This window comes from Rhodococcus sp. 06-462-5, from assembly GCF_002258315.1.
Lineage (GTDB): Bacteria > Actinomycetota > Actinomycetes > Mycobacteriales > Mycobacteriaceae > Rhodococcoides.
This window is the reverse complement of the sequence record NZ_NOYD01000013.1, coordinates 257,456-281,726: the sequence shown is the minus strand read 5'-3', so window position 1 is coordinate 281,726 and position 24,271 is coordinate 257,456. Positions and strand designations below refer to the sequence as shown.

Here is a 24,271-nt window from a genome sequence, read left to right as displayed (position 1 = left end):
TGTGAGCATCGAGTGACCGGGACTCGAGGTGCATCAACCGTACCGTCACCGGATGGGGTGCCCGATAGGACGGGTCCCGGCAGTAACCTCGACTCGTGAGCAATGCACAAGACTCCACCGGTTTCGAGTACGGCCACGACGGTCCGAAGTCGATCGTGGTCGGGGTCGACGGTTCCGACTCTTCCTGGCGCGCCGCCGCCTATGCGGCAGGACTGGCTCGTAGACAGCGGTCGCTGCTGGTATTGGTGTACGTCCAACCCATTGCGACGTCGTCGTGGGGCCAGGCCGGCATCTCACTCGTCGAAACCGGTCAGCAGATCGCCGACGAGCTACTCGACTACGTCCGAACCTCTGCTGCACGATTCGGGGATCGGGAGCACGTGCGATGGGAATTCCGCACCGCGCAGGGTGACCCGTACAACGGGCTGATAGCCGTGGCAGAACAATTGCGCACCGACGCGGTCGTAGTGGGGGCGTCCGAGACTGCGGGCCACCGCATCGCCGGTTCGGTGGCGGTGCGGTTGGTCAAAGCAGGCCGCTGGCCGGTGACCGTGGTGCCCTGAACGATCCGAAATCGAGCCTGTCTGCCGTCGGCCCTGTAAAAATAGGCAGTCACCTCGTCGGATGCGAGGCGCACGTGGTGCCGTTCTCGAGGATCCGAGGAGTTCCATGGCCGGGCTGTCGCGTCGACAATTCATCGCTCGAGTAGGGGCGCTCGCCGCAGCCTGGGGAATTGCACCCCACGTGCTGGGTCAGGCACTCGTTGCGCACGCCCAGCCTGTGGAAGCGGGAGGGACCGGAACGCTCGCGCAGACGATCCTGCGGACCTCGACCGGGCCGGGGCAGTACCGCGTGCTAGCTGCCGGTCCGGGGGAGCCCTACGTTGCTCGGCTGGACGTTCTCGGGCGTGCGCCGAGTCCGTCGAGAGTGCAGGCGCGCCGGTCGCTGCTCTACCTCGGACACCTCTCGGACATGCACGTCATCGACGCGCAGTCGCCCGGACGCATCGAGCCGATGATCGTCTCCGACCACGCCGCATGGGGCTCTGCGTTCCATCCGCAGGATCCGCTGACCGTGCACGTCACCGCGGCGATGGTGAAGGCGTTCGCGGACGCGCGGATCAGCCCGGTCACCGGCGCACCGATGGGGGCGGCCGTGGTCACCGGGGACAGCGCCGATATGCATTCTCATCTCGAACTGCGCTGGTACATAGACGTTCTCGACGGTGTTCCGGTTCGGCCGACGAGCGGGGCCGCGAACGTCTTCGAGGGTGTTCAGGCCTGGCCGGAGGCGCAGTGGGCCTATCGGCCCGGTGATCCGTCGGGAGGGTCGTTCGGCGACTACGGATTCCCGACGCTTCCCGACCTCCTCGACCAGGCGATGTCGGGCACCGTCGAATCGGTGGGGCTACCGGTTCCGTGGTACTCGGTGTACGGCAACCACGACACCCTGTTGCTCGGGACATTCGATCTGTCCTCGCAACTGCATGCGCTCGCCGTCGGGGGTCGTAAGGCGTACACGCTCGAGGCGACGGCCACCTCGGCACTCGCCGGCTACGCGTCGACGTCCAGTCCGCTACAGCGAATGGTCGACGCACTCGGCGTCGGATCCGGTGCGCGACCGGGGTTCCGCGCGGTGTCCGCCGACCCGGCTCGATACCTGTTCGAGCAACGCGAGTTCATGGCGGAGCACTTCGAGACCACCCCGACGCCGGGTCCGATCGGTCACGGCTTCACCCAACACAACCTCGACTCCGGCGAAACGTGGTGGACGGCAGACCCCACCCCGAATATTCGAACGTTCGGTCTCGACACCTGCAACGCCGTCGCCGGTCCCGACGGTGCGGTGCCCGAGAATCAATTCAATTGGCTCACACAGCAATTGGAGCGGGCGCAGGCCGAGAACAAGCTCGTGCTGATCTACACGCACCACAACAGCCTCACACTGGAGAACCGAGCACAGCGTCCGGGGCAATCGGTGAAGCTCTACGGCGCAGACGAATTCGTCGATCTGCTGCTCAAGTATCCGGTGGTGATCGGTTGGCTCAACGGCCACACCCACCAGAACCAGATTTTGGCGCACTCACGAGACGGACGCGGATTCTGGGAGATCACCACCGCGTCGTGCATCGATTTCCCGCAGCAGCAACAAGTGGTCGAGATCGTCGACAACCGGGACGGAACCCTGTCCCTGTTCACCACAGTTCTCGATCACGCATCTCCGGTCACGCCCGGAAACAGCGGAAGCTACCTGGATCTGGCGTCCCGTAGCCGAGAGTTGGCGGCCAACGACTGGGCCGAGAATCCGCTGATGCGAAGGGGTTCGCGTCTGGACCGCAACACCGAACTGCTCCTTCCGGCTCCGTTCGACCTGGGCACCATCACCGACGCCGCGCTCGAGCAGCAACACCTGGACGAACACGCACGACTGATCGCCTACGAGACGAGGCAAGGCCGATGAACGGATTTCGTAGGAAGATCATTGCCGTGTCCGCGGTGGTGGCCTGCGCGGGATGTTCGCAGACCGCTGCGCTCGCCCCGGTCGGCGGTGCCGAGCTCGGTGACCTCCGCTACGCAGTGAACGACGTCTTGTTCGAGAAGAGAATAGAGATCCTGGTCGCACCGGTGTGCTCGGGCACCGGAGCCGACATCGAATGTGCCGGGGAGACAACCGACAACGAGGCGATCACCGGTTCGGCCACCTCGGACGACGCGAGCACCGTCGAGGTCAAGGTCGGTACGGAGGTCCTCTACTCCGGGTCGGTGCAGGACGTGCTCGATCGCAATTCGACGGTCGGTGCACCGTGAGGGGGAGTGTGGTTCTCGCTGCCGTGCTGGTCGTGTCGGCACTGATCCAGGCGCTGACCGTGCTGGGGGATCCGGTTCCGACATCGTCCCTCGGTTTCGCGGGGCTGGTTGCGGCCTCCGCCGCGGCAGTGGTGATCGCACTGTGGATCACTGCATCGACGGCCCTCGACATGGCGGACGGCAACTCATCCGGTGCACTGAGTCGGGCCTGGCGACGGCCGCGGGTCCTGGTGTGGTGCGTGGTGCTGACACTGGTGGCCGTTGTGCTCGCGGCCCTCTTTCCGCTGCTCCCGGTCATCGTGATTCTGGTTGCGCTGCTGATACTTCCGGCCGTGGTCGACGGCGAGCGAAATCCGTTCGTGGCTGCACTGCGTACGGTCCGACGGTCTCCGGGGCGTTGCGCAGTTGCAGCGGTCGTCACGATCCTGGCCTATGTTCTCGCATGGGGCGTGGCGCTGGTATTGGGCTTCTTCGTCACCGGGGTCTTCGCGGCATTCGTGACGTGGCTGTGGTTCGGGGCGAATGCTGCTGTGCTGCTGGTGTATTGGTCGCGGTTGTACTGCCGGGCGGTCCGCTACGAGGTGGAATCCGACGTTGCCGAGCGGCGGTAACCGTCGGGTGAGACGCCTATGACACATTCGAGTGCCACCGACAGAGCTCTGTGCAGCACTCGAGCTGCCCGATTGCCGAGCTCATCGTTCTCGCACGCGATGTGCTTTGTTCCGATACATCGCGGTATCGGCCCGATGAATGAGCGTCGCGGCCGAATCGGCGGGTCGTCGCCTTGCCTCACCGATGCTTATCGATACACGCTGATGCCCATCGATTCCAATCGGGTGCGTTGCTGCCTCTGCGGCCGCTGCGATGTAGTCGTGTAAATAACGCTGTTCGTCGAATTGCCAGACGAAGCCTCGGTGAGTCCACACGGATGGGCGGGAAGCGATCAGGAACTCATCACCTGCATACCGGCAGACGACTCTGTCGTCGTGCGACAGGGCGTGAAGTCGGTCGGCGATCGCGGACAGGACTGCATCTCCGGCGGCATGGCCGTAGCCGTCGTTGACCTGCTTGAAGTGATCGACATCGGCAAACATCACCATCACTTCGTCGCCGGCTGCAAGCCAATCGTCGATGAGCGAGACCGCCACGTTGCGACGGTAGAGCCCGGTCAGGTCGTCGCGTTCTGCGCGCTCTCGCCACGTTCGTGCCTCACTGACAATAGGATTCGCGAGATCAAGGGCAACGACGATGAGAGGGACGCCGTCGATCACCGCGAGTCCGGTGTGCGTCCAGCACGACACCGACACATCGTCGTCTTGGTGGAGCCGTCGCATCGCGGAGACCGGCGGCTGCGACGATTCCCCTGTTCGAGCGAAGTTGGCCAGTAGATCCTCTGATACGGCCCGGATCGGGGCATGCTCCGTTGGGTGCACGAAAGCAAAGACATCGCGGGTGTCGCTGTATGTGCGGGACAGGTTCGCTGACATTCGGCACGCGGTGTTGACGGCCAGGATGTGAAAACTGGTGTCGTGAACGAGCGCGGGAAGTGGGATAGCGGCGACGATCTGCTGCGCGGTAGCGATCCGTGGCACATCCTCGCTTCCACGTGCCTCCACCTTGCCCAGGGTAAACCGACGGGAATTCCCGCGAACAAAATACTACCGGTCAGTAAGCAACGCCACACACGGCAAGAACATGTCTCCCAAGACGCGGGCTCGTCGGGTGCGCCGAAATACGGTCTACATCGCCACTCTGAACAACAGAGTCCGAGACGTGCGTCAGGGGACAGAGACCGATACGGCACGATTGCGGGTTCTGAGGCTCGCCGACCTGACTGGCATGCCAACCGGTGTGGGGCGGGCGGGGCTCGAACCCGCGACCAATGGATTATGAGTCCACGGCTCTAACCGACTGAGCTACCGCCCCATGCCCGTACCAGGTACGAGCCTGCAGAATCGTACAGAATCCCGTCGCCTCGACGGTTCATCGGGGCGCTATTTCGCCCTCACCTGCACCGGAACGCCGTTCAGAATCGCATTGGCAGAGACGGCGTCGACGCGGCCAGGGTCGGTGATGTCGTTGACACTGGGGCCGGTCACCGTCGTGGCAACGGACAGCTCCACGCCGGGGCGCTGATGCCCGAAGCCGTGCGGCATGCTCACCACACCCGGCATCATCTTCTCCGACGCCGCCACCTCGATGTCGACGGTCCCGGCGGCGGAGGTCACCGATACCATCGCCCCGTCCTCGATGCCGCGGTGTTCCAGGTCGTCCGGGTGAGCCAGAAGCTGATGTCGCGCTTTGCCTTTGGTGAGCCGGGCGGTGTTGTGCATCCAGGAGTTGTTGCTGCGCAGGTGTCGACGACCTATCAGCAACAGTTCATCGTCGGTCGGAACGGCGCTCGAATGCATCAGGTCCACCAATGCGGGGAGTTCGGTCACAACGATGTCCTGAATCAGCTGTACCCGCTTGTCCCGAGTCTTCAGCTTCTGCGGGAAGCCCGGACGCAACGGTCCGAGATCGACACCGTGTGGGTTGGCTCGAAGCTTTTTGAGCGACAAGCCTTTTCGTTGACTGCGGAGCAGGATGTCCAGGGTGCGGGCGGGGGACAGGCGCAGGCGTGCCTCGCTGATCACGCTCTTCGGAGTCAATCGTGACTTCACTCGACCGACCGTCGAACCGGCCATCCGGCTCTTGTAGCGGAGCGACAGATCCCGGAAGATCTCCCAATCATGCTTTGCCCCAGCCTTCTTGGGAAGGACGGCCGGCATGTACTTGGCGGTGTTGTGGACCGCGAAGGAGTTGAAGATCAGATCGTAGTGGTCGCGTTCGAGAGACATCGTCGGCGGCAGAATCACGTGTGCATGACGCGAGGTCTCGTTGATGTAGAAGTCGAACGACACCATGAAATCGAGACCTGCGAACGCATCGTTCAAGGTGGTGCCACCGGGCATTGACAACACCGGATTGCCGGACAGGACCGCCATCGCGCGGATCTGGTCCTTGCCCTCGGTGGTGATCTCGTCCACGAGCGTCGAGCAGGGGTATTCGCCTGCGAACTCGGGCAGGTTGCGAACTCGACTGCGCCACTTGTCGAAATGGCCGCGGCCGACAATGCCCTGCTTGATCAGATCGATCGCGGGATCGGTCACCATGGCACCGCCGGGGCGGTCGAGGTTGCCGGTGATGATGTTGAGTACCTGGATCGCCCATTGGCAGACGGTGCCGAACTGCTGCGTCGAGACCCCCATTCGGCCGTATGCCACCGCGGACTTCGCCGAGGCGAAGTCACGTGCCAGGGCCGAGATGTCTTCCGCGGCAATCCCCACGATCGGGGCAGCGGATTCGGGGGTGAATTCGGCGACGAGGTCTGCGAGGCGATCGGCCCCGTCGATGTAGTCGGCCACCCGCACGGTGCCGTCGGCGACGATGACGTGGATCATCGCGAGCAGTAGAAGTGCATCGGTGCCGGGACGCACGAAGAAGTGCGTGTCGGCGATGTCGGCGGTCTCGGTCTTGCGCGGATCGACCACGACCAGGCGTCCGCCCCGTTTACGCAGTGCACGTGCTCGTTTGGCGAAATCGGGGACGGTCATCATGGAGCCGTTCGACGCCATCGGATTGCCGCCGAGTACGAGAAAGAAGTCGGTGCGATCGATGTCGGGGATAGGCAGCAGCAGTTGATGCCCGTACAGCAGGTGATCGACGAGCTGATGCGGGAGCTGATCCAGGGAGGTCGCGGAGTATCGATTGCGCGTCCGCAGGAGCGAAGTGAAGGGAATGCCGTGGGTCATCGCACCCATCGAATGCACGTTGGGGTTGCCCTGATAGATACCGACCGCATTGCGCCCGTACTTCTCACGCGTCGAGATCAGACCGTCGATCACGAGGTCGTATGCCTCGTCCCAGCCGATCTTCTCCCACTTCTCACCCACACGTTTGACCGGTGTGGTGAGTCGATCGCTATCGGCGTGCAGGTCGATCAGAGACAGAGCCTTCGGGCAGATGTGACCGCGCGAGAGCGGGTCCTTCTCGTCACCGCGGATCGACAACACCGCATCGTTCTCCACCGTGAACTCAAGCCCACAGATCGCTTCGCACAGATTGCACGAGCCATACACAACCGACATCGCATTCCTCCCACTCATGTGCTGCGAGCGTAGCCCGGCGGGGGACCGGGGCACCGTCATCGACAGACAATTAGGCTCGTGGATCGTGACCACCCTCGATCTCACGTCCTCCTGGCCCGTCGACCATGTCAGTGCAGCAGTCGTCACCGACTCCGGAGTTCGTGAGGAGGTCGGCGACACCGATCGCGTCTACGAGCTGGCCTCGGTCACCAAACTGCTCAGTGCATACGCCGTTCTCGTTGCCGTCGAGGAAGGTGCGGTGGAGCTCGATCAACCCGCCGGGCCGGAAGGGGCGACGGTGCGTCACCTGCTGGCACACGCGTCGGGACTGGCGTTCGGCGACCGCACCGTCCAGGCACCGGCCGGCACCAAGCGGATCTACTCGAGCGCCGGGTTCGAGGTGCTGGCCGAACTGATCGAAACCGAAGCAGGCATCGCCTTCCCGGACTACCTCGACGAGGCCGTGTGCCGGCCACTGCACATGACGAACACCGCGCTACCGGGATCGGCAGGCCACGGTGCCAGCTCCACCCTGGCGGACCTGAAGAAGTTCGCTGCCGAGTTGTTGGAACCTACGCTCCTGGCGTCGCAGACCCTCTCGTCGGCGACGGCCGTGCAGTTCCCCGGCCTCAACGGAATCGTGCCCGGGTACGGATCACACAGGCCGTGCGATTGGGGACTCGGGTTCGAGCTACGCGGTGAGAAGACCCCGCACTGGACCGGAAGCACCAACTCGTCGTCGACGTTCGGTCACTTCGGTCAGGCCGGAACGTTCCTGTGGGTGGACCCGGCCGTGCGGACGGCATGCGTGGTGTTGACCGACCGGGCCTTCGGAGACTGGGCGAAACCGCTGTGGCCCGAACTGTCCGACGCCGTCCTTGCAGGGTGAATACCGACCGTTCACAGATTGCACTGGCGCAACAGGGGTAACTCGGGGCACACTAGTACACATACGTGTTGATTCACTGCAGCCAGCCGAAGCATGTCGAGGTCGTTGGGGAAGACGTCCCTCGTCGAAGCTGGAGGTAGTGCAATGCGTGGATCGAATCAATTCGCAGAAGCGACGTCGGGTGTCGTGTACATCCACTCGTCGCCCGCTGCGTTGTGCCCGCATGTCGAATGGGCGTTGACCGACGCCCTCGATTGCCGTGCGAATTTGAAGTGGTCTGCGCAGCCGGCCTCCGACGGGCAGCTGCGCGCCACCACCGACTGGATCGGCCCGGTCGGCACCGGAGCGACCCTGGCCGGCATCCTGCGCTCGTGGCAGATGCTGCGCTTCGAGGTGACCGAAGACCCCAGCGAAGGCGTCGACGGCGAACGGTTCTCGCACGTACCCGGTCTCGGCCTGTGGCGCGGATCGACGAGCGCGAACGGTGACGTGGTCCTCGGCGAGATGCGACTGCGCGCCCTCATGGAGAACAACCAGGGCAACCTCACTGCAGCCGTGGAACACGCTCTCGGCTCGGACTGGGACGCCGCCCTCGAGCCGTACCGCACCGGTGGTGCCGGAGCCGAAGTGACGTGGTTGAGCCGCAACGTCGGCTAGTGGTGAGAGTTGCTGGGGGTTCGGTGTCGCGGTAGTTTCGCGGGCGTGCCTGGGGTAGGCATGTGGGAACGACCGTGGAGTGGTGAGTTCGATGTTGTCGACCGGAAAAGTGATTCGATTCGACGAATTCAAGGGGTACGGATTCGTAGCGCCGGACGAGGGCGGCGAGGACGTGTTCATTCACGTCAACGATCTGGATTTCGACAAAAGGCTGCTGGCACCGGGGGTTCGCGTCGAGTACGTCGCCGTCGACGGCGACCGAGGACTCAAGGCAACCCAGGTACAGATAATCGACGGCCCCGCATCGACCGCGCTGGTGACCCGACACAAGCCCGACGTGCCGTACCACCACACCGTGCCGGTGACCGACCATCAGAACCTCGAAGACGTCATCTGCGACGTGCTGTCCGAAGCGGACTTCACAGCCGAGGTCACCGAGGCATTACTGACGGCCAACGGAACCGTGACGGCAGCGCAGATCCTCGACATCCGATCAGCGATGCTGCGACTGGCTCACGACCACAAGTGGATCGAGAACTGACCGACGCGTAGCCCCTTCATCCCGCCCTGGAGCCCGTTCGGTTCCGGATGAATGTGGCTTTGTTGCACTCAGAGCGCTTCGGGTCGCATTGCTCCACACCGTGAATGGACCATTGCATACGTCTGGGCGCTGCAAGGGTCCATTCACGCGGCCGGGGTAGGGCGGGCGAACAACCGGGGCGGGGTGCCGGGGTCATGGCCGCAGGCGCAGCCGAGCGATCAGAGCGGAATGTTCTTGTGGTTGCCGCGCGCAGCAGGCGCGGCCGCGAGGGCCTTGGCGACGGTGCTGCGGGTCTTGCTCGGCTCGATGACCTCGTCGACGACACCGATGGCCACGGCACGCTCGACGCCACCGGCGATGCTTTCGTGCTCGACGGTGAGGCGATCGTGCAGTGCCTCACGCTCCTCCTCGGGAGCAGCTGCGAGTGCCTTCTTGTGCAGGATGCCGACGGCGGCCTTCGCGCCCATCACGGCGACCTCGGAGCCGGGCCAGGCGTAGACGGCGGTGGCACCGAGTGCGCGAGCGTTCATTGCGATGTATGCGCCGCCGTAGATCTTGCGGGTCACGAGGGTCACGCGGGGGACCGTGGCTTCGGCGAAGGCGTGCAGCAGCTTTGCTCCGCGGCGAACGACGCCTTCCCATTCCATGCTGACGCCGGGGAGATATCCGGGAACGTCGACGACCACGATGAGCGGGATGCCGAAAGCGTCGCAGAGCCGCACGAATCGCGCTGCTTTCTCGGCACTTTCGGAGTTGAGGCAGCCGCCGAGTCGAATCGGGTTGTTGGCGATGACACCGACGGTGCGGCCGCTGATACGGCCGAGGCCGATGACTATGCTGCGGGCCCAGCCGCCCTGGAACTCCTCGAAGGTCGATTCTCCTTCGACGTTGTCCAGCAGTTCGTGCACGATCGGGTGGACGTCGTATGCGCGACGGTTGGATTCGGGCATCAGAGCCCGGAGGTCGGTGTCACCGTGCTCGGCAGCGGCGATGTCGAAGTCGCCCTGCTCGCAGAACATGGACACCAGACGGCGGGCGCGAGTGAACGCGTCCATCTCGCTGTCGGCGACGATGTGGCACACGCCGGACTTCTTGTGGTGGGTGTCGGGGCCGCCGAGCGAGGCCATGTCGACCTGCTCACCGGTGACGCTGCGGACGACGTCGGGGCCGGTGACGAACACGCGTCCCTCGGGAGCCATGATGACGACGTCGGTCAACGCAGGACCGTAGGCGGCGCCGCCGGCTGCGAAGCCGAGGACGACGGAAACTTGGGGGACGAGGCCGGATGCTCGAACCATGGCCTCGAAGACGAGTCCGACGGCGTGGAGAGCTTCGACGCCCTCGGCGAGGCGAGCGCCTCCGGAGTGCCAGACGCCGACGATCGGAGCGCGCTGCTCGATGGCCGTGTCGATGGCGGCGACGATGTGCTTGCAGCCGTCGACGCCCATGGCTCCGCCCATGACTGTGGCGTCGGAGCAGTAGGCGATGGTGTGGACGCCGTCGATCTCACCGGATGCTGCGAGGATGCCGGATTTGTCCCGATCATGCAGCGGCACAGTGGTTCCGGCGTCGAACAGATTCTCGAGGCGCGCGAGTGGATCGCGGGGGTCTGTGGAGGTACCGGATCGTGTGACAGGGGCCAGAATGGTCATCGCTTGTCCTTCTTCAGGGCCCCTGAGGGGGCGAGGCCCGAACCGGAACCGTTCCCTGGGAACGGCCCCGGTCCGGATCATGCACTGCGAGAGCGAGATTGGCTGAGTCGACGAAGCGACTCAGTGCATCAAGCCTTTCCGAAGGCGAGCGCTACGTTGTGCCCACCGAATCCGAACGAGTTGTTGATCGCGTAATCGATCTGTCCGACGCGGGGCTCGCCCTTGACGACGTCGAGATCGATCTCGGGATCCTGGTTCTCCAAATTCAGTGTGGGAGGGATGATTCCCTCACGCACTGCCAGCACCGTCAGTACCGACTCGAGAGCGCCGACGGCACCGATCGAGTGGCCCAGAGCGGATTTCGGTGCGTACACCGCTGCGTGATTTCCGACGGCCTTGTTGATCGCCAGCGCCTCGGCGGTGTCTCCGATGGGAGTTGCCGTTGCGTGGGCGTTCACGTGGGTGATGTCGGACTTCTGCAGGCCTGCGGTCTCGATGGCGCGCTGCATCGCACGCGCGGCACCCTTGCCCTCCGGATCGGGGGCCACCAGGTGGAACCCGTCGGAGGTGATTCCGGCACCGAGCAGGCGGGCGTGAATCGTTGCGCCGCGAGCCTTGGCGTGCTCTTCGGTCTCGATGACCATGAGCGCACCCGCTTCACCGAAGACGAAGCCGTCACGGTCCTTGTCGAACGGACGTGACGCACCCTTCGGGTTGTCGTTGTTGGTGCTCATCGCCCGCATCATGGAGAAGCTGGCGATCGGAACCGCGTCGATGTAGCCCTCGACGCCGCCGGTGACGACCATGTCCGCGTCGCCCATCACGATCATCCGCCACGCGTGTGCGATGGCTTCCGATCCCGAGGAGCAGGCGGAAACGGGAGTGATGACACCGGCCTGTGCTTTGAGCTCGAGTCCGACGACCGCTGCGGGGCCGTTCGGCATGACCATCTGAACGGCGAGCGGAGACACCTTGCGGTAGCCGCCTGCCTTCATCTTGTCGTTGGCGTCGATCAGAGAATCGCCGCCACCGAGGCCGGTACCGATCGACACACCGAGGCGAAGGGGATCGACGTCGGGAGTTCCGGCGTTCTTCCAGACCTCGCGGCCGAGGACCGTCGACAGTTGCTCGACATAGCTCAGGCGACGAATCTCGACCCGCGAGAGCAGGCTCTGCGGGTTCACCGCGAGGTGTCCGCCGATCCGCACGGGCAGGTCGTACTCGGCGACGAAATCGTCTTCGAGCTTCGCAATTCCGCTGTCGCCGTTCAGCAGACCCTTCCACGTGGCATCGACGTCACCCGCGAGTGACGTGGTCGCAGCGAGGCTGGTGACGACGACACTGGGGAAGCGTCCGTTGGCGGTGGATGGGTTGGTCATGGGCCCTGTCACTCGCTCGCGGAGTCGTCGAGCTTGGCCTTGATAGCTTCTGCGGCTTCGGGGTTCTCCGCTTCGAGCTTCTGGATGTAGTTGACGGCGTCGCCGACGGTGCGCAGACCCGCGAGGTCCTCGTCGGGGATCTTCACGCCGTACTTGTCCTCGGTCTGCACTGCGATCTCGACCATGGAGAGCGAGTCGATGTCGAGGTCGTCCACGAAGGACTTCTCGATGGTCACCTCGGACGGTTCGATGCCCGTGACCTCCTCGATGATCTCTGCAAGTCCGGCGATGAGGTCTTCCTGGCTGGCCACTGTTGTGGCTCCCTTCTCTTCTGTGTAGAACGCCGAAGTCATGTGCTTCGAGACGCGATTGTGCATTTCTGCCACTCGGGGAGTGGAAGTGCTGTCCGCAGTGCTGTGACGGCGGAGTGTGTGGGGCGAGCTAACCGAGATCGGCCATTGCGGAGATGTCCGCCGGTGTCTTCAGGCCGAGGTTGGCAACGCCGCGCAGTTCGCGTTTGGCGATGCCGACCAGTGCGCCTGCCGGGGGCAGTTCCACAAGTCCGGTGACCTGCGCGGTGCGCAAGTAGGCAGTGCACAGGTCCCACCGCACGGGGCGAGTGACCTGGGCAGCAAGCTTGTTCAGTGCGTCGGCACCCGAGGCGACCGGCTGACCGTCCGAGTTGGACAGCAATGTCCGTGTCGGCTCCGACGGGGTGATCGCGGCAGCGGCTGCGGCAACGGTATCGCCTGCAGACGCCATGTACTTGGTGTGGAACGCGCCTGCGACCGGCAGTGCGCGAACCCGGGCCTTCTCGGGCGCGCTCTCGGCCAACTCGGCAAGTTTGGTGAGCAGGCCGGCTGCGACGATTTGACCTGCAGCGTTGACGTTGGCCGGCGCGAGGTCGAGTTCTTCGAGTCGGGCCAGGACGGCAGCTTCGTCTCCGCCGAGCACGGCGGACATGCCGGTCGGTTCGAGTGCGCACGCCGTGGCCATTGCTGCGCCCCGGACGGCGGCGAGTGACACCGCGTCGTCGGAGGAGATGACGCCGGCGATGGCAGCGGCGGCGAGTTCGCCCACCGAGTGTCCGGCGACGACGGCGTCCTCGGGGAACAGGCCGCGCGATGCGATCTCCTCGAACGCGAGCAAGGCCGATGCCACGACCAGGGGCTGGGTCACAGCGGTGTCGGTGATCTCCTCGGCGGTGGCGGTGGTGCCGAGGCGGACGAGGTCGAGACCGGAGGCCTTCGACCACAATGCGAGTCGGTCTGCCGCACCTGGCAATTCGAGCCAAGGCAACAGCATGCCGGGAGTCTGGGAGCCCTGACCGGGCGCAAGCAACGCAATCACAGGGTTAAGAGAACACTGTCGGGTGCCTGATGAGTGATGTCGCGCTCGATGAACTCTCGACAAGCAATTTGTGGGAACCCTACAAATTGCCTCGTGGGGACTCGCTATCGCCGGAGGGTGGTCCGGCGTTACGTAACCACTTCTCCGAATGTGACCTGTGTGACATATGGGGCAGGATGCTGCGGTTCGTGATGCGTTCGAGCCAACCTACCTACCGTTGCCGCGACCCTGAGCACGTACGCGTCGCGCGGGTGAGTGGGGTCGCGACCGGTGACCTCTGCGATGCGCTTGAGCCGATACCGGACGGTATTTGGATGAACAAACAGCTGCCGTGCGCAGGTTTCCACGGCTCCGCCACAGTCGAGATACGCATCGAGGGTGTCGGCCAGTCCCGAACCCGCCGCCGCCAACGGAACGACCACGTGCTCGTTCAATGCCGATATCGCTGCACCGTCGTTGAGCAGTGCGCGTTCGGGCAACAACTCGCCTGCGTGCACCGGACGCGGCGCACCTCGCCAGCCGGCGACGGCCTGCATCCCGGCGAAGGCTTCCACCGCGCTCGAGTGCGCCGCGCCCAGGGTGCGAGTGGTCGGGCCGATGACGACGGGCCCGTCGGAGAAGTTCTGCAACATGTCCTCGATGAACACGTGGTGGGCCGGCGTGTCCTCGATCTGGCCGCTGACCACCATCACCAGTCGAGTGCCTTGCACCACGGCCAGTGCCGCTCGGCCGTGCTTCTGCGCCACGGCGTGCACTGTTCCGACCACCGAGACGCCGCGATCGTCCGGGGGAGTGCCGACCAACACCGTCGCGGGGGCCGTGGCGTCCCAGTTCAGCGTGGCGGCACGCGAGAGCATGTCGGAGCCGGTGTCGCCGCGAACAACGGCATCGACCACGAGAGCTTCGAGGCGGGTGTCCCAGGCTCCGCGCGACTCGGCTGCGCTGGCGTAGACGGAGGCGGCCGCGAAACCGAGCTCGCGCCCGTACCGCAATACGGCCTCGGTCAGGGCCACCAACTGCTGATCGTTGCGAGCCAGCGCCGGAAGCCACTGCTCGAAGAACTCCATCGCCACCCGGACCATGTCGACGGTCTGGCGCAGAGTGAGGCGTCGAGCAAGGTCTTGGGGGATGACCTGGAATGCGTCGAGGCTGAAGCGGATATCGCTGTTGGGGTTCTTCAGCCATTCGAGAAAGTTGTCGACGGCTGTCTGAATCAACAACTGCACGCTCGCGCGTTGGGCCGCATCGAGATCACCGAAGAACGGCAGCTGGCCCTGCATCGTGGTGACGGCTTCGGTCGAGAGTCGGCCGGAGAACTGCTTGACGCGGCGCAGCAGGGCGTCGGGCAGGGGATCGCGCTTCTGGCGTGAGGGAGCCAGTGAGGCGACCGGAAGATGCACTTCGTTGTCCGAGGTCAACGACTCACGCAACGCCTCACGATAGGCGTCGCGTCGGGACACATCGCGTGTGGAGGCACTGTCCGGTGAACCGGGCTTCGCATCGGACATAAGGAGAACCTACGCCCGACCCCCGCCCACCTCGCGCTGGACGTGCCGCGCGAGGTGGAACGGGGGTCGGGTGATCAGGGTCGAACCTACGCCGAACCGGTATCGGCGAACGACGTCGGCGCAGCGGTGACGTCGTCGATCTTGTACTTGTCCGCAGCTTCGATTGCCTTGGACTTGTCGATCTCACCGGATGCCGCGAGAGCGGACAACGTGGCGACGACGATCGACTCGGCGTCGACGTTGAACACACGGCGCGCCGCCGGACGGGTATCGGAGAACCCGAAACCGTCCGTGCCGAGGGTGACGTAATCGCCCGGAACCCACTGACGGATCTGATCCGGAACGGCGCGCATCCAATCAGAGGACGCGATGACCGGGCCGTTGGCGTCGGCCAGAGCCGAGGTGACGAACGGAACGCGCTTGTCGGCACCCGGATTGCGCAGGGACTCCTTCTCGGCCTCGACACCGTCGCGGCGCAGTTCGCCCCACGAGGTCACCGACCAGACGGCCGAACGAACGCCCCACTCCTCGAACAGCAGCTCACGTGCCTTACGGGCCGACACGATGCCGACGCCGGACGCCAGCAGCTGCGCCTCGGGTCCGTCGCCTTCCTGCGGCTCGGCGAACCGGTAGATGCCCTTGAGCAGACCCTCGACGTCGAGGTTCTCCGGCTCGGCCGGCTGTACGTACGGCTCGTTGTAGAGGGTGATGTAGTAGAAGATGTTCTCTCCGCCGAAGCCCTCGACACCTTCGGTCCCGCCGTACATCCGTCGCAGACCGTCCTTGACGATGTGCGCGATCTCGTACGAGAACGCCGGGTCGTAGGCCACGGCCGCCGGGTTGGTCGACGCCAACAGCAGCGAATGACCGTCGGCGTGCTGCAGACCCTCACCGGTGAGCGTGGTGCGACCTGCGGTGGCACCGAGCACGAATCCGCGAGCCATCTGGTCTGCTGCCGCCCAGAGACCGTCGCCGGTGCGCTGGAAGCCGAACATCGAGTAGAAGATGTACAGCGGGATCATGACCTCGCCGTGCGTGGAGTACGAGGTACCGACAGCGGTGAACGACGACGTCGAACCGGCCTCGTTGATGCCCTCGTGCAGGATCTGGCCGACCGAGCTCTCCTTGTAGGCGAGCATCAGCTCCGAGTCCACCGAGGTGTAGAGCTGGCCGTTGCGGTTGTAGATCTTCAGAGACGGGAACCACGAGTCCATACCGAAGGTGCGGGCCTCGTCGGGGATGATCGGCACGATTCGGTGGCCGATCTCCTTGTCTCGCAACAACTCCTTCATGACGCGCACGAGTGCCATGGTGGTGGCGACTTCCTGCTTGCCGGAGCCCTTGCGGAGCGTCTTGTACGTGTCGTCGCCCGGCTGCGGCAGCGGCTTGACGTCCACTCGCCGCTCGGGGACGAATCCGCCGAGCTTGTTGCGACGATCGAGCATGTACTGGATCTCGGGAGCGTCCGCACCGGGGTGGTAGTACGGCGGCATGTACGGATCCTTCTCGAGCTCCTCGTCGGAGATCGGGATGTGCTGGAGATCGCGGAACGTCTTGAGATCGTCGAGCGTGAGCTTCTTCATCTGGTGCGTGGCGTTACGGCCCTCGAAGTGCTTGCCGAGGGTGTAGCCCTTGATGGTGTGCGCCAGGATGACCGTCGGCTGGCCCTTGTGCGACATCGCGGCCGCGTAGGCAGCGTGCACCTTGCGGTAGTCGTGGCCGCCGCGCTTGAGGTTCCAGATCTCGTCGTCCGACAGGTCCTTGACGAGTTCCTTGGTGCGCGGATCGCGGCCGAAGAAGTGATCGCGGACGTAGCTGCCGTCGTTGGCCTTGTAGGTCTGGAAGTCGCCGTCGGGCGTGGTGTTCATGAGGTTCACCAGTGCGCCGTCGCGGTCCTTGTGCAGCAGCGAGTCCCACTCGCGGCCCCAGACGACCTTGATGACGTTCCAGCCTGCTCCGCGGAAGAACGACTCCAGTTCCTGGATGATCTTGCCGTTGCCGCGGACCGGGCCGTCGAGGCGCTGCAGGTTGCAGTTGACGACGAACGTGAGGTTGTCGAGGCCCTCGGTGGCGGCCACGTGTGCGAGTCCACGCGATTCCGGCTCGTCCATCTCGCCGTCGCCGAGGTACGCCCACACGTGCTGATCGGTGGTGTCCTTGATGCCGCGGTCGTTGAGGTAGTGATTGAAGCGGGCCTGGTAGATGGCGTTCATCGGGCCGAGACCCATCGATACCGTCGGGAACTCCCAGAAGTCCTGCATCAGACGCGGGTGCGGGTACGACGGCAGTCCGCCGCCCTCGTTCACGTGACTGGCCTCCTGACGGAAGCCGTCCATGCGCTCGGCCGGGATGCGGCCCTCGAGGAAGGCGCGGGCGTAGATGCCGGGGGAGGCGTGACCCTGGATGAAGATGTGGTCGCCGCCGCCCGGGTGGTCCTTGCCGCGGAAGAAGTGGTTGAAGCCGACCTCGTACAGCGCAGCCGACGAGGCGTACGTGGAGATGTGTCCGCCGACGCCGACGCCGGGACGCTGCGCGCGGTGCACCATGATGGCCGCGTTCCAGCGGATCCAGGCGCGGTAGCGGCGTTCCATCGACTCGTCGCCGGGGAACCACGGCTCGTTCTCGGTGGGAATGGTGTTGACGTAATCCGTCGACGTCAGCGACGGCAGCGCGACGCGGCGCTCGCCGGCGCGCTCGAGCAACCTGAGCATCAGGTAGCGAGCGCGGTTGGGGCCGGACCTCTCCAACAGGCCGTCGAACGATTCGATCCATTCGTTGGTCTCGTCGTTGTCGATATCGGGCAGGTACGACGCGACACCCTCGCGGATGACGCGGACCCGGCCATCAGAGCCCTTCTTGCCTGCAGACGATGTGTTCTGCCGTTCGCCGCTGTTCACTTCGGACAACGTGTGCACTCCTCAATGTGGCGGACGCTCGGTGTGGCGCCCGGTCCCGGTAGCTCGCCCCTGTGACGGCGATCTACTTTCCTCGTTCTCGTGATTCCTCCCAATCCTGCTACATCTTCTCGGTTCTGGTAGTACAGAGGTCCGATACCCACCAGTAGAAATTTATGTACGCAATTTCGGCGCGGTCAGCTTGCGCGAACGGCTTCGACCCTGTTCGCTTTGTCTACTGCACCCACAATTCAAGGAGGTCACCACCGTGGTCGCCGCGGCGGACGCTCAGAACTACGCTCAGAAACTTGGCATCACTCGCGACATGGTCGTACAGGAGCTGGGCTGGGACGAGGACACCGACGATGATCTGCGCGCCGACGTAGAAGATGCGATCGGTGGCGAGACCCTCGACGAGGATTCCGACGAGGTGATCGACGTTGTACTGCTGTGGTGGCGCGACGGAGACGGTGACCTGGTCGATGCACTCATGGATGCGATCGGTCCGCTCTCGGACGATGGCATCGTGTGGGTCCTCAGCCCCAAGACCGGCATGTCCGGTCACGTCGAACCCAGTGAGATTGCCGAGTCCGCCCCGACCGCAGGATTGACGCAGACCTCTGCGGCAAACCTCGGTGACTGGATCGGAAGTCGATTGGTTCAGCCCAAAACCCCTGCCACCAAGCGGTAGGCCGATGCTCGACACAGGAAGACGGTTCTAGATGCCGATCGAGGTTGGCGCGGTTGCGCCCGACTTCACCCTCAAAGACCAGAACAACCAACTGGTGACTTTGTCGTCGTACAGGAACGTGAAAAACGTTCTGCTCGTGTTCTATCCACTGGCCTTCACCGGCACGTGCCAGGGCGAGCTGTGCAAAGTACGCGACGAGCTACCGACCTTCGAGAACGACGAGACTGCCATCCTGGCAATCTCGGTCGGTCCGCCTCCGACCCACAAGATCTGGGCTGCAGAACAGGGTTACACCTTTCCGCTGCTCTCGGACTTCTGGCCGCACGGCGAGGTTGCTCAGGCCTACGGAGTCTTCAACGACACAGCAGGATTCGCCAATCGCGGAACCTTCGTGGTCGACAAATCCGGAATCATCAGGTTCGCCGAAATGAACGGACCCGGCGAGGCACGCGACAGTTCTTCGTGGGCCGAGGCTCTCGCACAGGTGAGCTGACCTGCGGAATTGTAGTTAGAGATCAGACACGATAAATTTCTCCAAGCGTTCCGGTGGCCCGGGGTTGTCCCCAGGCCACCGGTACTCGGGCGTATAGCTCAGCGGTAGAGCTCTGGTTTTACACACCAGCGGTCGGGGGTTCGAACCCCTCTGCGCCCACCGTTATTTACGCAGTTCAGCAGCGTGACGACCTACTCACGTTGGTCTGAACAACCCCCGGCGGCATGCCGCGACCGTGCCGAATGCCGAGTCTCCCACTCTCATCGAAAATAGAGAAACCGCGTGCGCTACGGTCCACGCGTGGGAACTGAAGACGACCCCTTTGCGGGGATGACGAGCGCTGAACGGAAGCGTGCGCATGAGCGCATAATTTTGGAGTTCGTATATCGGCCCGACGACTTCGACGAAATCGATGAGCGGGAGCGTCCTGACTTTGCGCTGCGGTCAAACACGGACACGGAACCGATCGGTGTCGAGATCACGCAGATGTTCCCGGACGGATCCCACGCTCGGGTGCATATGATGCCGGGTTACTTGGAGTCGCTATGGAAGGGGGCGCGCCACCGGCACCGAGATGATGTTGATCGCCTGCAGTCCACCACAGTGAAGGTGACCGACAAGGACGGAAACGTCAAGCATGAGAACCTGCCAGTCGTGCTTGTCGAGCATCCCCCCACGCGGTCTGATTTCCACACTGTCCTAGCTGAAACCATCGAGGGAAAGTCGGGACTGCACTACGACTACACAGAGTTTCAGCACATCAACCTCATCGTCCTCGACTGGTTCCGACTTGATTTCAACGCGCAGAGATACTCAGCATCTTTGCTGTTGAACGATCGCGTGCGCGATGCACTTCGCACTACACCGTTCCGTGAGGTTCACCTGCTCACCTACGACACCGGCCCGGTCAGGGCCGACGATTCGTCATCGTCGGAAGACATCCGGGTTGAACCAGTTCTCAAGCGGGTGCCGCTGAAAGAACTTCTGCTTGTGGACCGGTTCTATTGCGCGTGCGCCGGAATCCACGAGATTCTCAGCGAAACCGAACGCGATGACGCTGCGGACTACTTGAATCGTGTCGCGTGTGAATTCGTGACTCGCCGCCTCGGGATCGGCAGGATCGTTAGCGAGCGCGGGGGCCCACACGTTCAATTCGGCGCAGCGGCCGTCACGCTGACTGCGGATGCCAAGTTCGAGATCCTGGAGTACTTAGAGCATTCGTATGGCGACGCTGAGCCGATAGAAATTTTGGAGCGCCTCACAGCAGAACAAGAAGAGAGGCTTGTGCAGCGTCTGCGCGAGGGTGCCTTCGAGCCGGGGCTCGCCTACGAGACCCACGATCCCCCCTCGCGATCTCGTAGGACTCGTGCCGATCTCGTAGATGAAGCTTAGGTCCACCCATTTCATCGTTCGGCGGTAGTGGCGGTCTCGCCGAACAGGGACGCACCCGCAGCAGTGAGCACGACGGTGCCATGGCGTGTTGGCGTCCATCTACGAGCGCGTCGCCATTCCGCAGGAGAACGAGTTCAGGGTGCGTCAAGCGTAGGATCGGTGCTTCATGTAGGGCTGAAGCAGTAGCGAAGGTGATGATGTACGAGCACGCGTTTCCGAAGGCGAAAGAGATCTTCAGCGCCGAAGAGCCGAAATATCTATATCACTACACGAATGCGAACGCATTCATAAGTATCTGTGACAAACGTCAGCTCTGGTCGGGTAGACCTGACCAGATGAATGACTTCAAAGAGCAATTGCACGCAATCGAGGAGATCTCTCGTCTGGTCTCGACGGCTCATCGCAAAGCTGGCAACGCCGGAGATGCTGTACTGCAGAACTTCTGCGAAAGAGTTTCACAAGAGCTCGACATCGAGAGGCTTAGACCCAAGATGCCTCAGTTTGTCATATCACTCAGCAGAGATGGTGACTTATTGTCGCAGTGGCGCGCTTACTGTCCACGTAGCGGAGGGTACTCTCTCGCGATTCCGTTTGATGTGCTTAAGGGTCTGGCTGATTTGCAAGAATTCCATCTAAGCCGGTGTCTTTACGACCCCGATGAGGTCGATGAAGTTCTCAGTGAGGTGCTGTATAGCTATTACGAGACGTACCAGGATGAGTACAGCAAGGCTGCAAACTACGACGTGGCTTACGTCGCCGTCCGCGACTCGATGTTGGATATGTTCGCGTTCTATTCGACATTCATTAAGCATGAAGGTTTCAGTGAGGAAAATGAGTGGAGACTGGCTCTCCTGAAGCGGGCGGACTTCGACATGGATAGGATGCGCGTTGTTGGTGGCGAGGACGGTATCAGAGCCTTCTATACACTCGACCTCGACCATGACAACTTCCCCTCGGCTGTTCCACGGGCTTTCGGTTTCCATGCAATCATCGGACCCAACGTTCGACCTGCGGCGGCTCGGTATCCAGCAGAAGTTGCGTTTGAAAAATTAGTTGGTGAGGGTAACGCGGCGGTCTTCAACACCAGCACGACGTATCGATAACGGCTTGAGTTTATGCGGCAATAACTTTCTATTCTTATATTAAGTTTTAACAACCATAGAGCTGCATAACTTCATACATGGAAAAAAGGCACACCAATTGGGTGTCGCCCCGCAGCAGTATTGCTAGGCAAGAACAAATCCATCATCACACACCTCAACGACACGCTTCAGGCGTTCGACGGTGTGAACACCATTAACTGCGTCAGGACCTCAACCTCGTCATCGTGTTCATCACCCACGAATTGGATACCGTGCTGCGAGCCGCTGATTCGTTGGCCAGGCTCGATGACGGCCGCATCGTAAAATGGGGGAAGCTGGTCGATCTGCTGACCGACCGGACGTCGGCGCTCGGCAACGAGCTGCGCCCCAAGCGTGACGACGCACAGGCTGCAGCCGGCGACGTGCAATGGAACGTGACATACGATTCGCCCGATGTTCCGCAGGACTGGATCGGGCGACTGGGCCAGGATCTGGGCGCACCGGTCGCGCTGTTGGAACCCTCCGTGCAGGTACTGGCCGGAGTGGCTGTCGGCAGCGGAGACTGCCCCGAGTTCAGTTGAATGTCGGGGTTAAGTGGTTCAGGCCGCGCGTGTGGTCTGGTTGGTTGTCTCAAACTCGATAGAGGTGAGTTTGCCGAGGCGTCGTTGGCGGCGTTCGCGGTGATTGGTCTTCTCGATCCAGGTCACGATCGCCAGCCGTAGTTGTTCGCGGGTCGACCACCGCTGGCGATCGAGGACGTTCGTCTGCACGAGTGCGAAGAACGACTCCATCGCAGCGTTGTCACCGAACGCCCCGACCCGCCCCATGGAACCTCGTAATCCATTGCGCAACAACGCATATACGAACTTCCTGGATCGGAGCTGGCTACCGCGATCCGAGCGAGCGATCGTCCCCACCGAACCTCTTTTGCGCCACAGCATTGTCCAACGCGGACACCGCCAACGAGGCCTTCATCCTGGAGTCGATCGAGTAGCCGACGATCCTGTTCGACCACACGTCCTTCATGGCGCAGGGAGGCTACTTTCCTTCGTCTGTCAGGTGTTCGGTGATGCCGGTCAGCCACAGCTCATCAGCGGACTGTGCGGTTATCTGCCGATACACGAGGTCGTCGTGGATCGGCTTTCCTGCTTAGGCCGCGCCTTTTAAAAACACGGACCAGATGTGTTCTTGTGAGCACAACCGTGTAACGCGGTTCTCGCTCGCGGTGATGCCGTTGTCGGGCAACTCGTCGGCGATGAAGCGGTATCTGAATACTGGTTCGTCCGCACGGATGGAACGGCGCTGTGACGGGGACTCCTTCGGCAGCAAGGTCGAGGACCAGCGGGTACATCATTTTGGGAGGATGTCTCGACTCAGATAGGCGGCGGCTCGCCGCAGAACATCGTTTTCCTGCTCAAGTAGGCGGTTGCGCTTCCTGGGTCCCATAGCCCAGCGGACTCGTCACCGGAGTTTAGCCGGCCGTCACGGGCAACGCCATCTTCACGATCGGAATCTTCATCCAGCGATGTAGGCAACGTTCGGAGATTCCGAAGTCCTTCGCGATCTGGCGCAGCGGGGCCTCGCCTTTTCGTGCGACGGTGATGACGTCGCGGCGGGACTCCTCGGGAATTGCTTTCGGCATGGTGAATATCCTTCAACCGGGAGAAGCGATCCTCACGGATCAGATGTCAACTGAACCGGGGGCTGTCCCCAGCACCAAGAGTCAATCGAAGTGGGGCAGTCCCTTATGTTCTACCGCTGGTTATTTGCGTTGATTTCTATCCAATTGGCGATGTCTGGTGGTTCTGTTACCGAAAAATACGTTGGATGTTATGAAGTTCGTCGAAAGCACGTCTACAGGAAGAGTGACAAGAAGGATTACCAGGCTAACTATGGCGATCCTGCAGTATTCTCGAAGTTGTTGCTCCTGCGTGATCCATGCAAACGATGTCTGTCCAAATGGTGCATAGCAACGGTATGGAGGTTTTCTCCGCTGTGCCGCAACAGTTCTGACGCGACCGTGTCAGTATCTCCTGTATCCCGCCGGGGACGCCGTGGAACAACGGACACATCGAATCCTTGAACAACCGCCTACGGCTGGGATGCCTGAACCGTAACCACTGGACGAGCCTGCTCGAAGAGCGGGTCGTGATCGGCGATTTGAAGGAAAACCACAACAACCGACATCGGCACATATCATTGGGCTACTTCAACCCGGCCGAGTACGCATCCTCGATGCACCCAGGCGCACCAACCCGTGTGCTGCGAGATCGACTGACAACAATCAGACCGTGGCTCTAGACCGCGGTGGTCCGACTATCGGGGACCTGCCGGGGTGGGCAAGACTGTCACGAACACAACTGTCGCGACATCGATAATCCCGGCTGGAACTGGGATTAGGTCACTCTCTCGAAACGGGCGGTTCTTCACGCCCGGAAGAAGGTTTGATTTCGAAGGCGATGGCCAGGTATCCATCCCAGCCGCATCAAGCTTGACCTTCAAAGTAACAGCCAATGGCGCTTCCATCGCGAGGGCCACAGCTGCTGCAGGCTTGTTTGCAGGGAGCCATACGAATCAAGGCTGGCGGATGGAGGTCAATATTCAGTACGTGACAGCGGGTGCCTCAGGCAAGCTCGTTGCAAACCGCATGTTCAACCGCAACTCGAACGGAAACGTATACTCAATCGCTCAGTTCGTCTCCGAGAATGGCCTGACGCTCGATCTCACTCAAGCTAACGTAACTTTAGATATCCTCGCACGGTGCGACTCAAGTTCGACTTCGCGCAGCATCACGACGAACGTGTTT

The 24,271-nt window shown here is 62.7% G+C and carries 21 protein-coding genes, 2 tRNA genes and 1 pseudogene; 14 read left to right on the top strand and 10 right to left on the bottom strand.

Annotated features, from left to right (window positions below):
- Positions 1 to 95: 95 nt before the first annotated feature.
- The 4 genes from CH251_RS08650 (at position 96) to CH251_RS08635 (ending at position 3,418) form a co-directional block, all read left to right on the top strand.
- The gene (locus CH251_RS08650; protein ID WP_094612761.1) at positions 96 to 563 is read left to right on the top strand and encodes a universal stress protein; all 468 of its coding nucleotides are present in this window, start codon (positions 96 to 98) and stop codon (positions 561 to 563) included.
- A gap of 106 nt (positions 564 to 669) precedes the next feature.
- The gene (locus CH251_RS08645; protein ID WP_094612760.1) at positions 670 to 2,460 is read left to right on the top strand and encodes a TIGR03767 family metallophosphoesterase; all 1,791 of its coding nucleotides are present in this window, start codon (positions 670 to 672) and stop codon (positions 2,458 to 2,460) included.
- On the top strand, positions 2,457 to 2,807 hold the full coding sequence (locus CH251_RS08640; protein WP_094612759.1) for a hypothetical protein: 351 nt from the start codon (positions 2,457 to 2,459) through the stop codon (positions 2,805 to 2,807). The genes CH251_RS08645 and CH251_RS08640 overlap by 4 nt, the downstream gene beginning before the upstream one ends.
- Complete coding sequence (locus CH251_RS08635; RefSeq protein ID WP_143537804.1) at positions 2,804 to 3,418, top strand: hypothetical protein; 615 nt, start codon at positions 2,804 to 2,806, stop codon at positions 3,416 to 3,418. Before CH251_RS08640 ends, CH251_RS08635 begins: the two co-directional genes overlap by 4 nt.
- Before the next feature lie 81 nt (positions 3,419 to 3,499).
- Here CH251_RS08635 and CH251_RS08630 read toward each other — a convergent pair whose 3' ends face one another.
- The 3 genes from CH251_RS08630 to CH251_RS08620 form a co-directional block, all read right to left on the bottom strand.
- On the bottom strand, positions 3,500 to 4,423 hold the full coding sequence (locus tag CH251_RS08630) for a GGDEF domain-containing protein (RefSeq protein WP_094612757.1): 924 nt from the start codon (positions 4,421 to 4,423) through the stop codon (positions 3,500 to 3,502).
- A 236-nt stretch (positions 4,424 to 4,659) separates the two neighbouring features.
- A tRNA-Ile gene (locus CH251_RS08625) sits at positions 4,660 to 4,733 on the bottom strand.
- A gap of 68 nt (positions 4,734 to 4,801) precedes the next feature.
- The gene (locus tag CH251_RS08620) at positions 4,802 to 6,937 is read right to left on the bottom strand and encodes a molybdopterin-dependent oxidoreductase (protein WP_094612756.1); all 2,136 of its coding nucleotides are present in this window, start codon (positions 6,935 to 6,937) and stop codon (positions 4,802 to 4,804) included.
- Positions 6,938 to 7,022: 85 nt separating this feature from the next.
- On the opposite strand from CH251_RS08620, the gene CH251_RS08615 reads away from it, so the two are divergent.
- The 3 genes from CH251_RS08615 to CH251_RS08605 all read left to right on the top strand — a co-directional run bounded on the left by CH251_RS08615 (position 7,023) and on the right by CH251_RS08605 (position 9,024).
- Positions 7,023 to 7,826 (top strand): serine hydrolase, encoded by an 804-nt coding sequence (locus CH251_RS08615; protein WP_094612755.1) that lies wholly within the window; start codon positions 7,023 to 7,025, stop codon positions 7,824 to 7,826.
- Positions 7,827 to 7,970: 144 nt separating this feature from the next.
- Positions 7,971 to 8,483: a DUF3145 domain-containing protein gene (locus CH251_RS08610; protein ID WP_094612754.1), complete on the top strand. Its 513-nt coding sequence runs from the start codon at positions 7,971 to 7,973 to the stop codon at positions 8,481 to 8,483.
- Between the two features lie 91 nt (positions 8,484 to 8,574).
- A complete protein-coding gene (locus CH251_RS08605) occupies positions 8,575 to 9,024 on the top strand; it encodes a cold-shock protein (protein ID WP_094612753.1) in 450 nt (149 codons plus the stop codon).
- 218 nt (positions 9,025 to 9,242) lie between these two features.
- On the opposite strand, the gene CH251_RS08600 is transcribed toward CH251_RS08605, so the two are convergent.
- The 6 genes from CH251_RS08600 to aceE form a co-directional block, all read right to left on the bottom strand.
- Complete coding sequence (locus tag CH251_RS08600) at positions 9,243 to 10,676, bottom strand: acyl-CoA carboxylase subunit beta (RefSeq protein ID WP_094612752.1); 1,434 nt, start codon at positions 10,674 to 10,676, stop codon at positions 9,243 to 9,245.
- 128 nt (positions 10,677 to 10,804) lie between these two features.
- Positions 10,805 to 12,055: a KasA/KasB family beta-ketoacyl-ACP synthase gene (locus tag CH251_RS08595; RefSeq protein WP_032394462.1), complete on the bottom strand. Its 1,251-nt coding sequence runs from the start codon at positions 12,053 to 12,055 to the stop codon at positions 10,805 to 10,807.
- Positions 12,056 to 12,063: 8 nt separating this feature from the next.
- Positions 12,064 to 12,408, bottom strand: coding sequence for a meromycolate extension acyl carrier protein AcpM (acpM, locus tag CH251_RS08590; RefSeq protein WP_045199610.1), 345 nt, complete (start codon positions 12,406 to 12,408; stop codon positions 12,064 to 12,066).
- 88 nt (positions 12,409 to 12,496) lie between these two features.
- Positions 12,497 to 13,405: an ACP S-malonyltransferase gene (locus tag CH251_RS08585; RefSeq protein ID WP_094612751.1), complete on the bottom strand. Its 909-nt coding sequence runs from the start codon at positions 13,403 to 13,405 to the stop codon at positions 12,497 to 12,499.
- 128 nt (positions 13,406 to 13,533) lie between these two features.
- Positions 13,534 to 14,913, bottom strand: a complete 1,380-nt coding sequence (locus CH251_RS08580; protein ID WP_256978900.1) for a CdaR family transcriptional regulator — start codon at positions 14,911 to 14,913, stop codon at positions 13,534 to 13,536.
- 86 nt (positions 14,914 to 14,999) lie between these two features.
- Complete coding sequence (gene aceE / locus CH251_RS08575) at positions 15,000 to 17,819, bottom strand: pyruvate dehydrogenase (acetyl-transferring), homodimeric type (RefSeq protein ID WP_094612942.1); 2,820 nt, start codon at positions 17,817 to 17,819, stop codon at positions 15,000 to 15,002.
- 256 nt (positions 17,820 to 18,075) lie between these two features.
- On the opposite strand from aceE, the gene CH251_RS08570 reads away from it, so the two are divergent.
- From CH251_RS08570 to CH251_RS08545, 6 genes are all read left to right on the top strand, one after another.
- A complete protein-coding gene (locus CH251_RS08570) occupies positions 18,076 to 18,498 on the top strand; it encodes a DUF3052 domain-containing protein (protein ID WP_032379129.1) in 423 nt (140 codons plus the stop codon).
- Between the two features lie 31 nt (positions 18,499 to 18,529).
- Positions 18,530 to 18,991, top strand: coding sequence for a peroxiredoxin (locus tag CH251_RS08565; protein WP_094612750.1), 462 nt, complete (start codon positions 18,530 to 18,532; stop codon positions 18,989 to 18,991).
- Positions 18,992 to 19,078: 87 nt separating this feature from the next.
- A tRNA-Val gene (locus CH251_RS08560) sits at positions 19,079 to 19,150 on the top strand.
- Between the two features lie 141 nt (positions 19,151 to 19,291).
- Entirely contained in the window at positions 19,292 to 20,383 is a 1,092-nt protein-coding gene (locus tag CH251_RS08555; protein WP_094612749.1) for a hypothetical protein, read from the top strand.
- A gap of 194 nt (positions 20,384 to 20,577) precedes the next feature.
- A complete protein-coding gene (locus CH251_RS08550; protein ID WP_256978933.1) occupies positions 20,578 to 21,486 on the top strand; it encodes a DUF2971 domain-containing protein in 909 nt (302 codons plus the stop codon).
- A 224-nt stretch (positions 21,487 to 21,710) separates the two neighbouring features.
- Positions 21,711 to 22,046, top strand: coding sequence for a hypothetical protein (locus CH251_RS08545; protein WP_094612747.1), 336 nt, complete (start codon positions 21,711 to 21,713; stop codon positions 22,044 to 22,046).
- An 18-nt stretch (positions 22,047 to 22,064) separates the two neighbouring features.
- Here CH251_RS08545 and CH251_RS08540 read toward each other — a convergent pair.
- Positions 22,065 to 23,107, bottom strand: a pseudogene (locus tag CH251_RS08540) (IS3 family transposase).
- 386 nt (positions 23,108 to 23,493) lie between these two features.
- Between CH251_RS08540 and CH251_RS08535 the strand changes: the two are divergent.
- Positions 23,494 to 23,766, top strand: a complete 273-nt coding sequence (locus CH251_RS08535; protein WP_094612746.1) for an integrase core domain-containing protein — start codon at positions 23,494 to 23,496, stop codon at positions 23,764 to 23,766.
- The last annotated feature ends 505 nt before the right edge of the window (positions 23,767 to 24,271 follow it).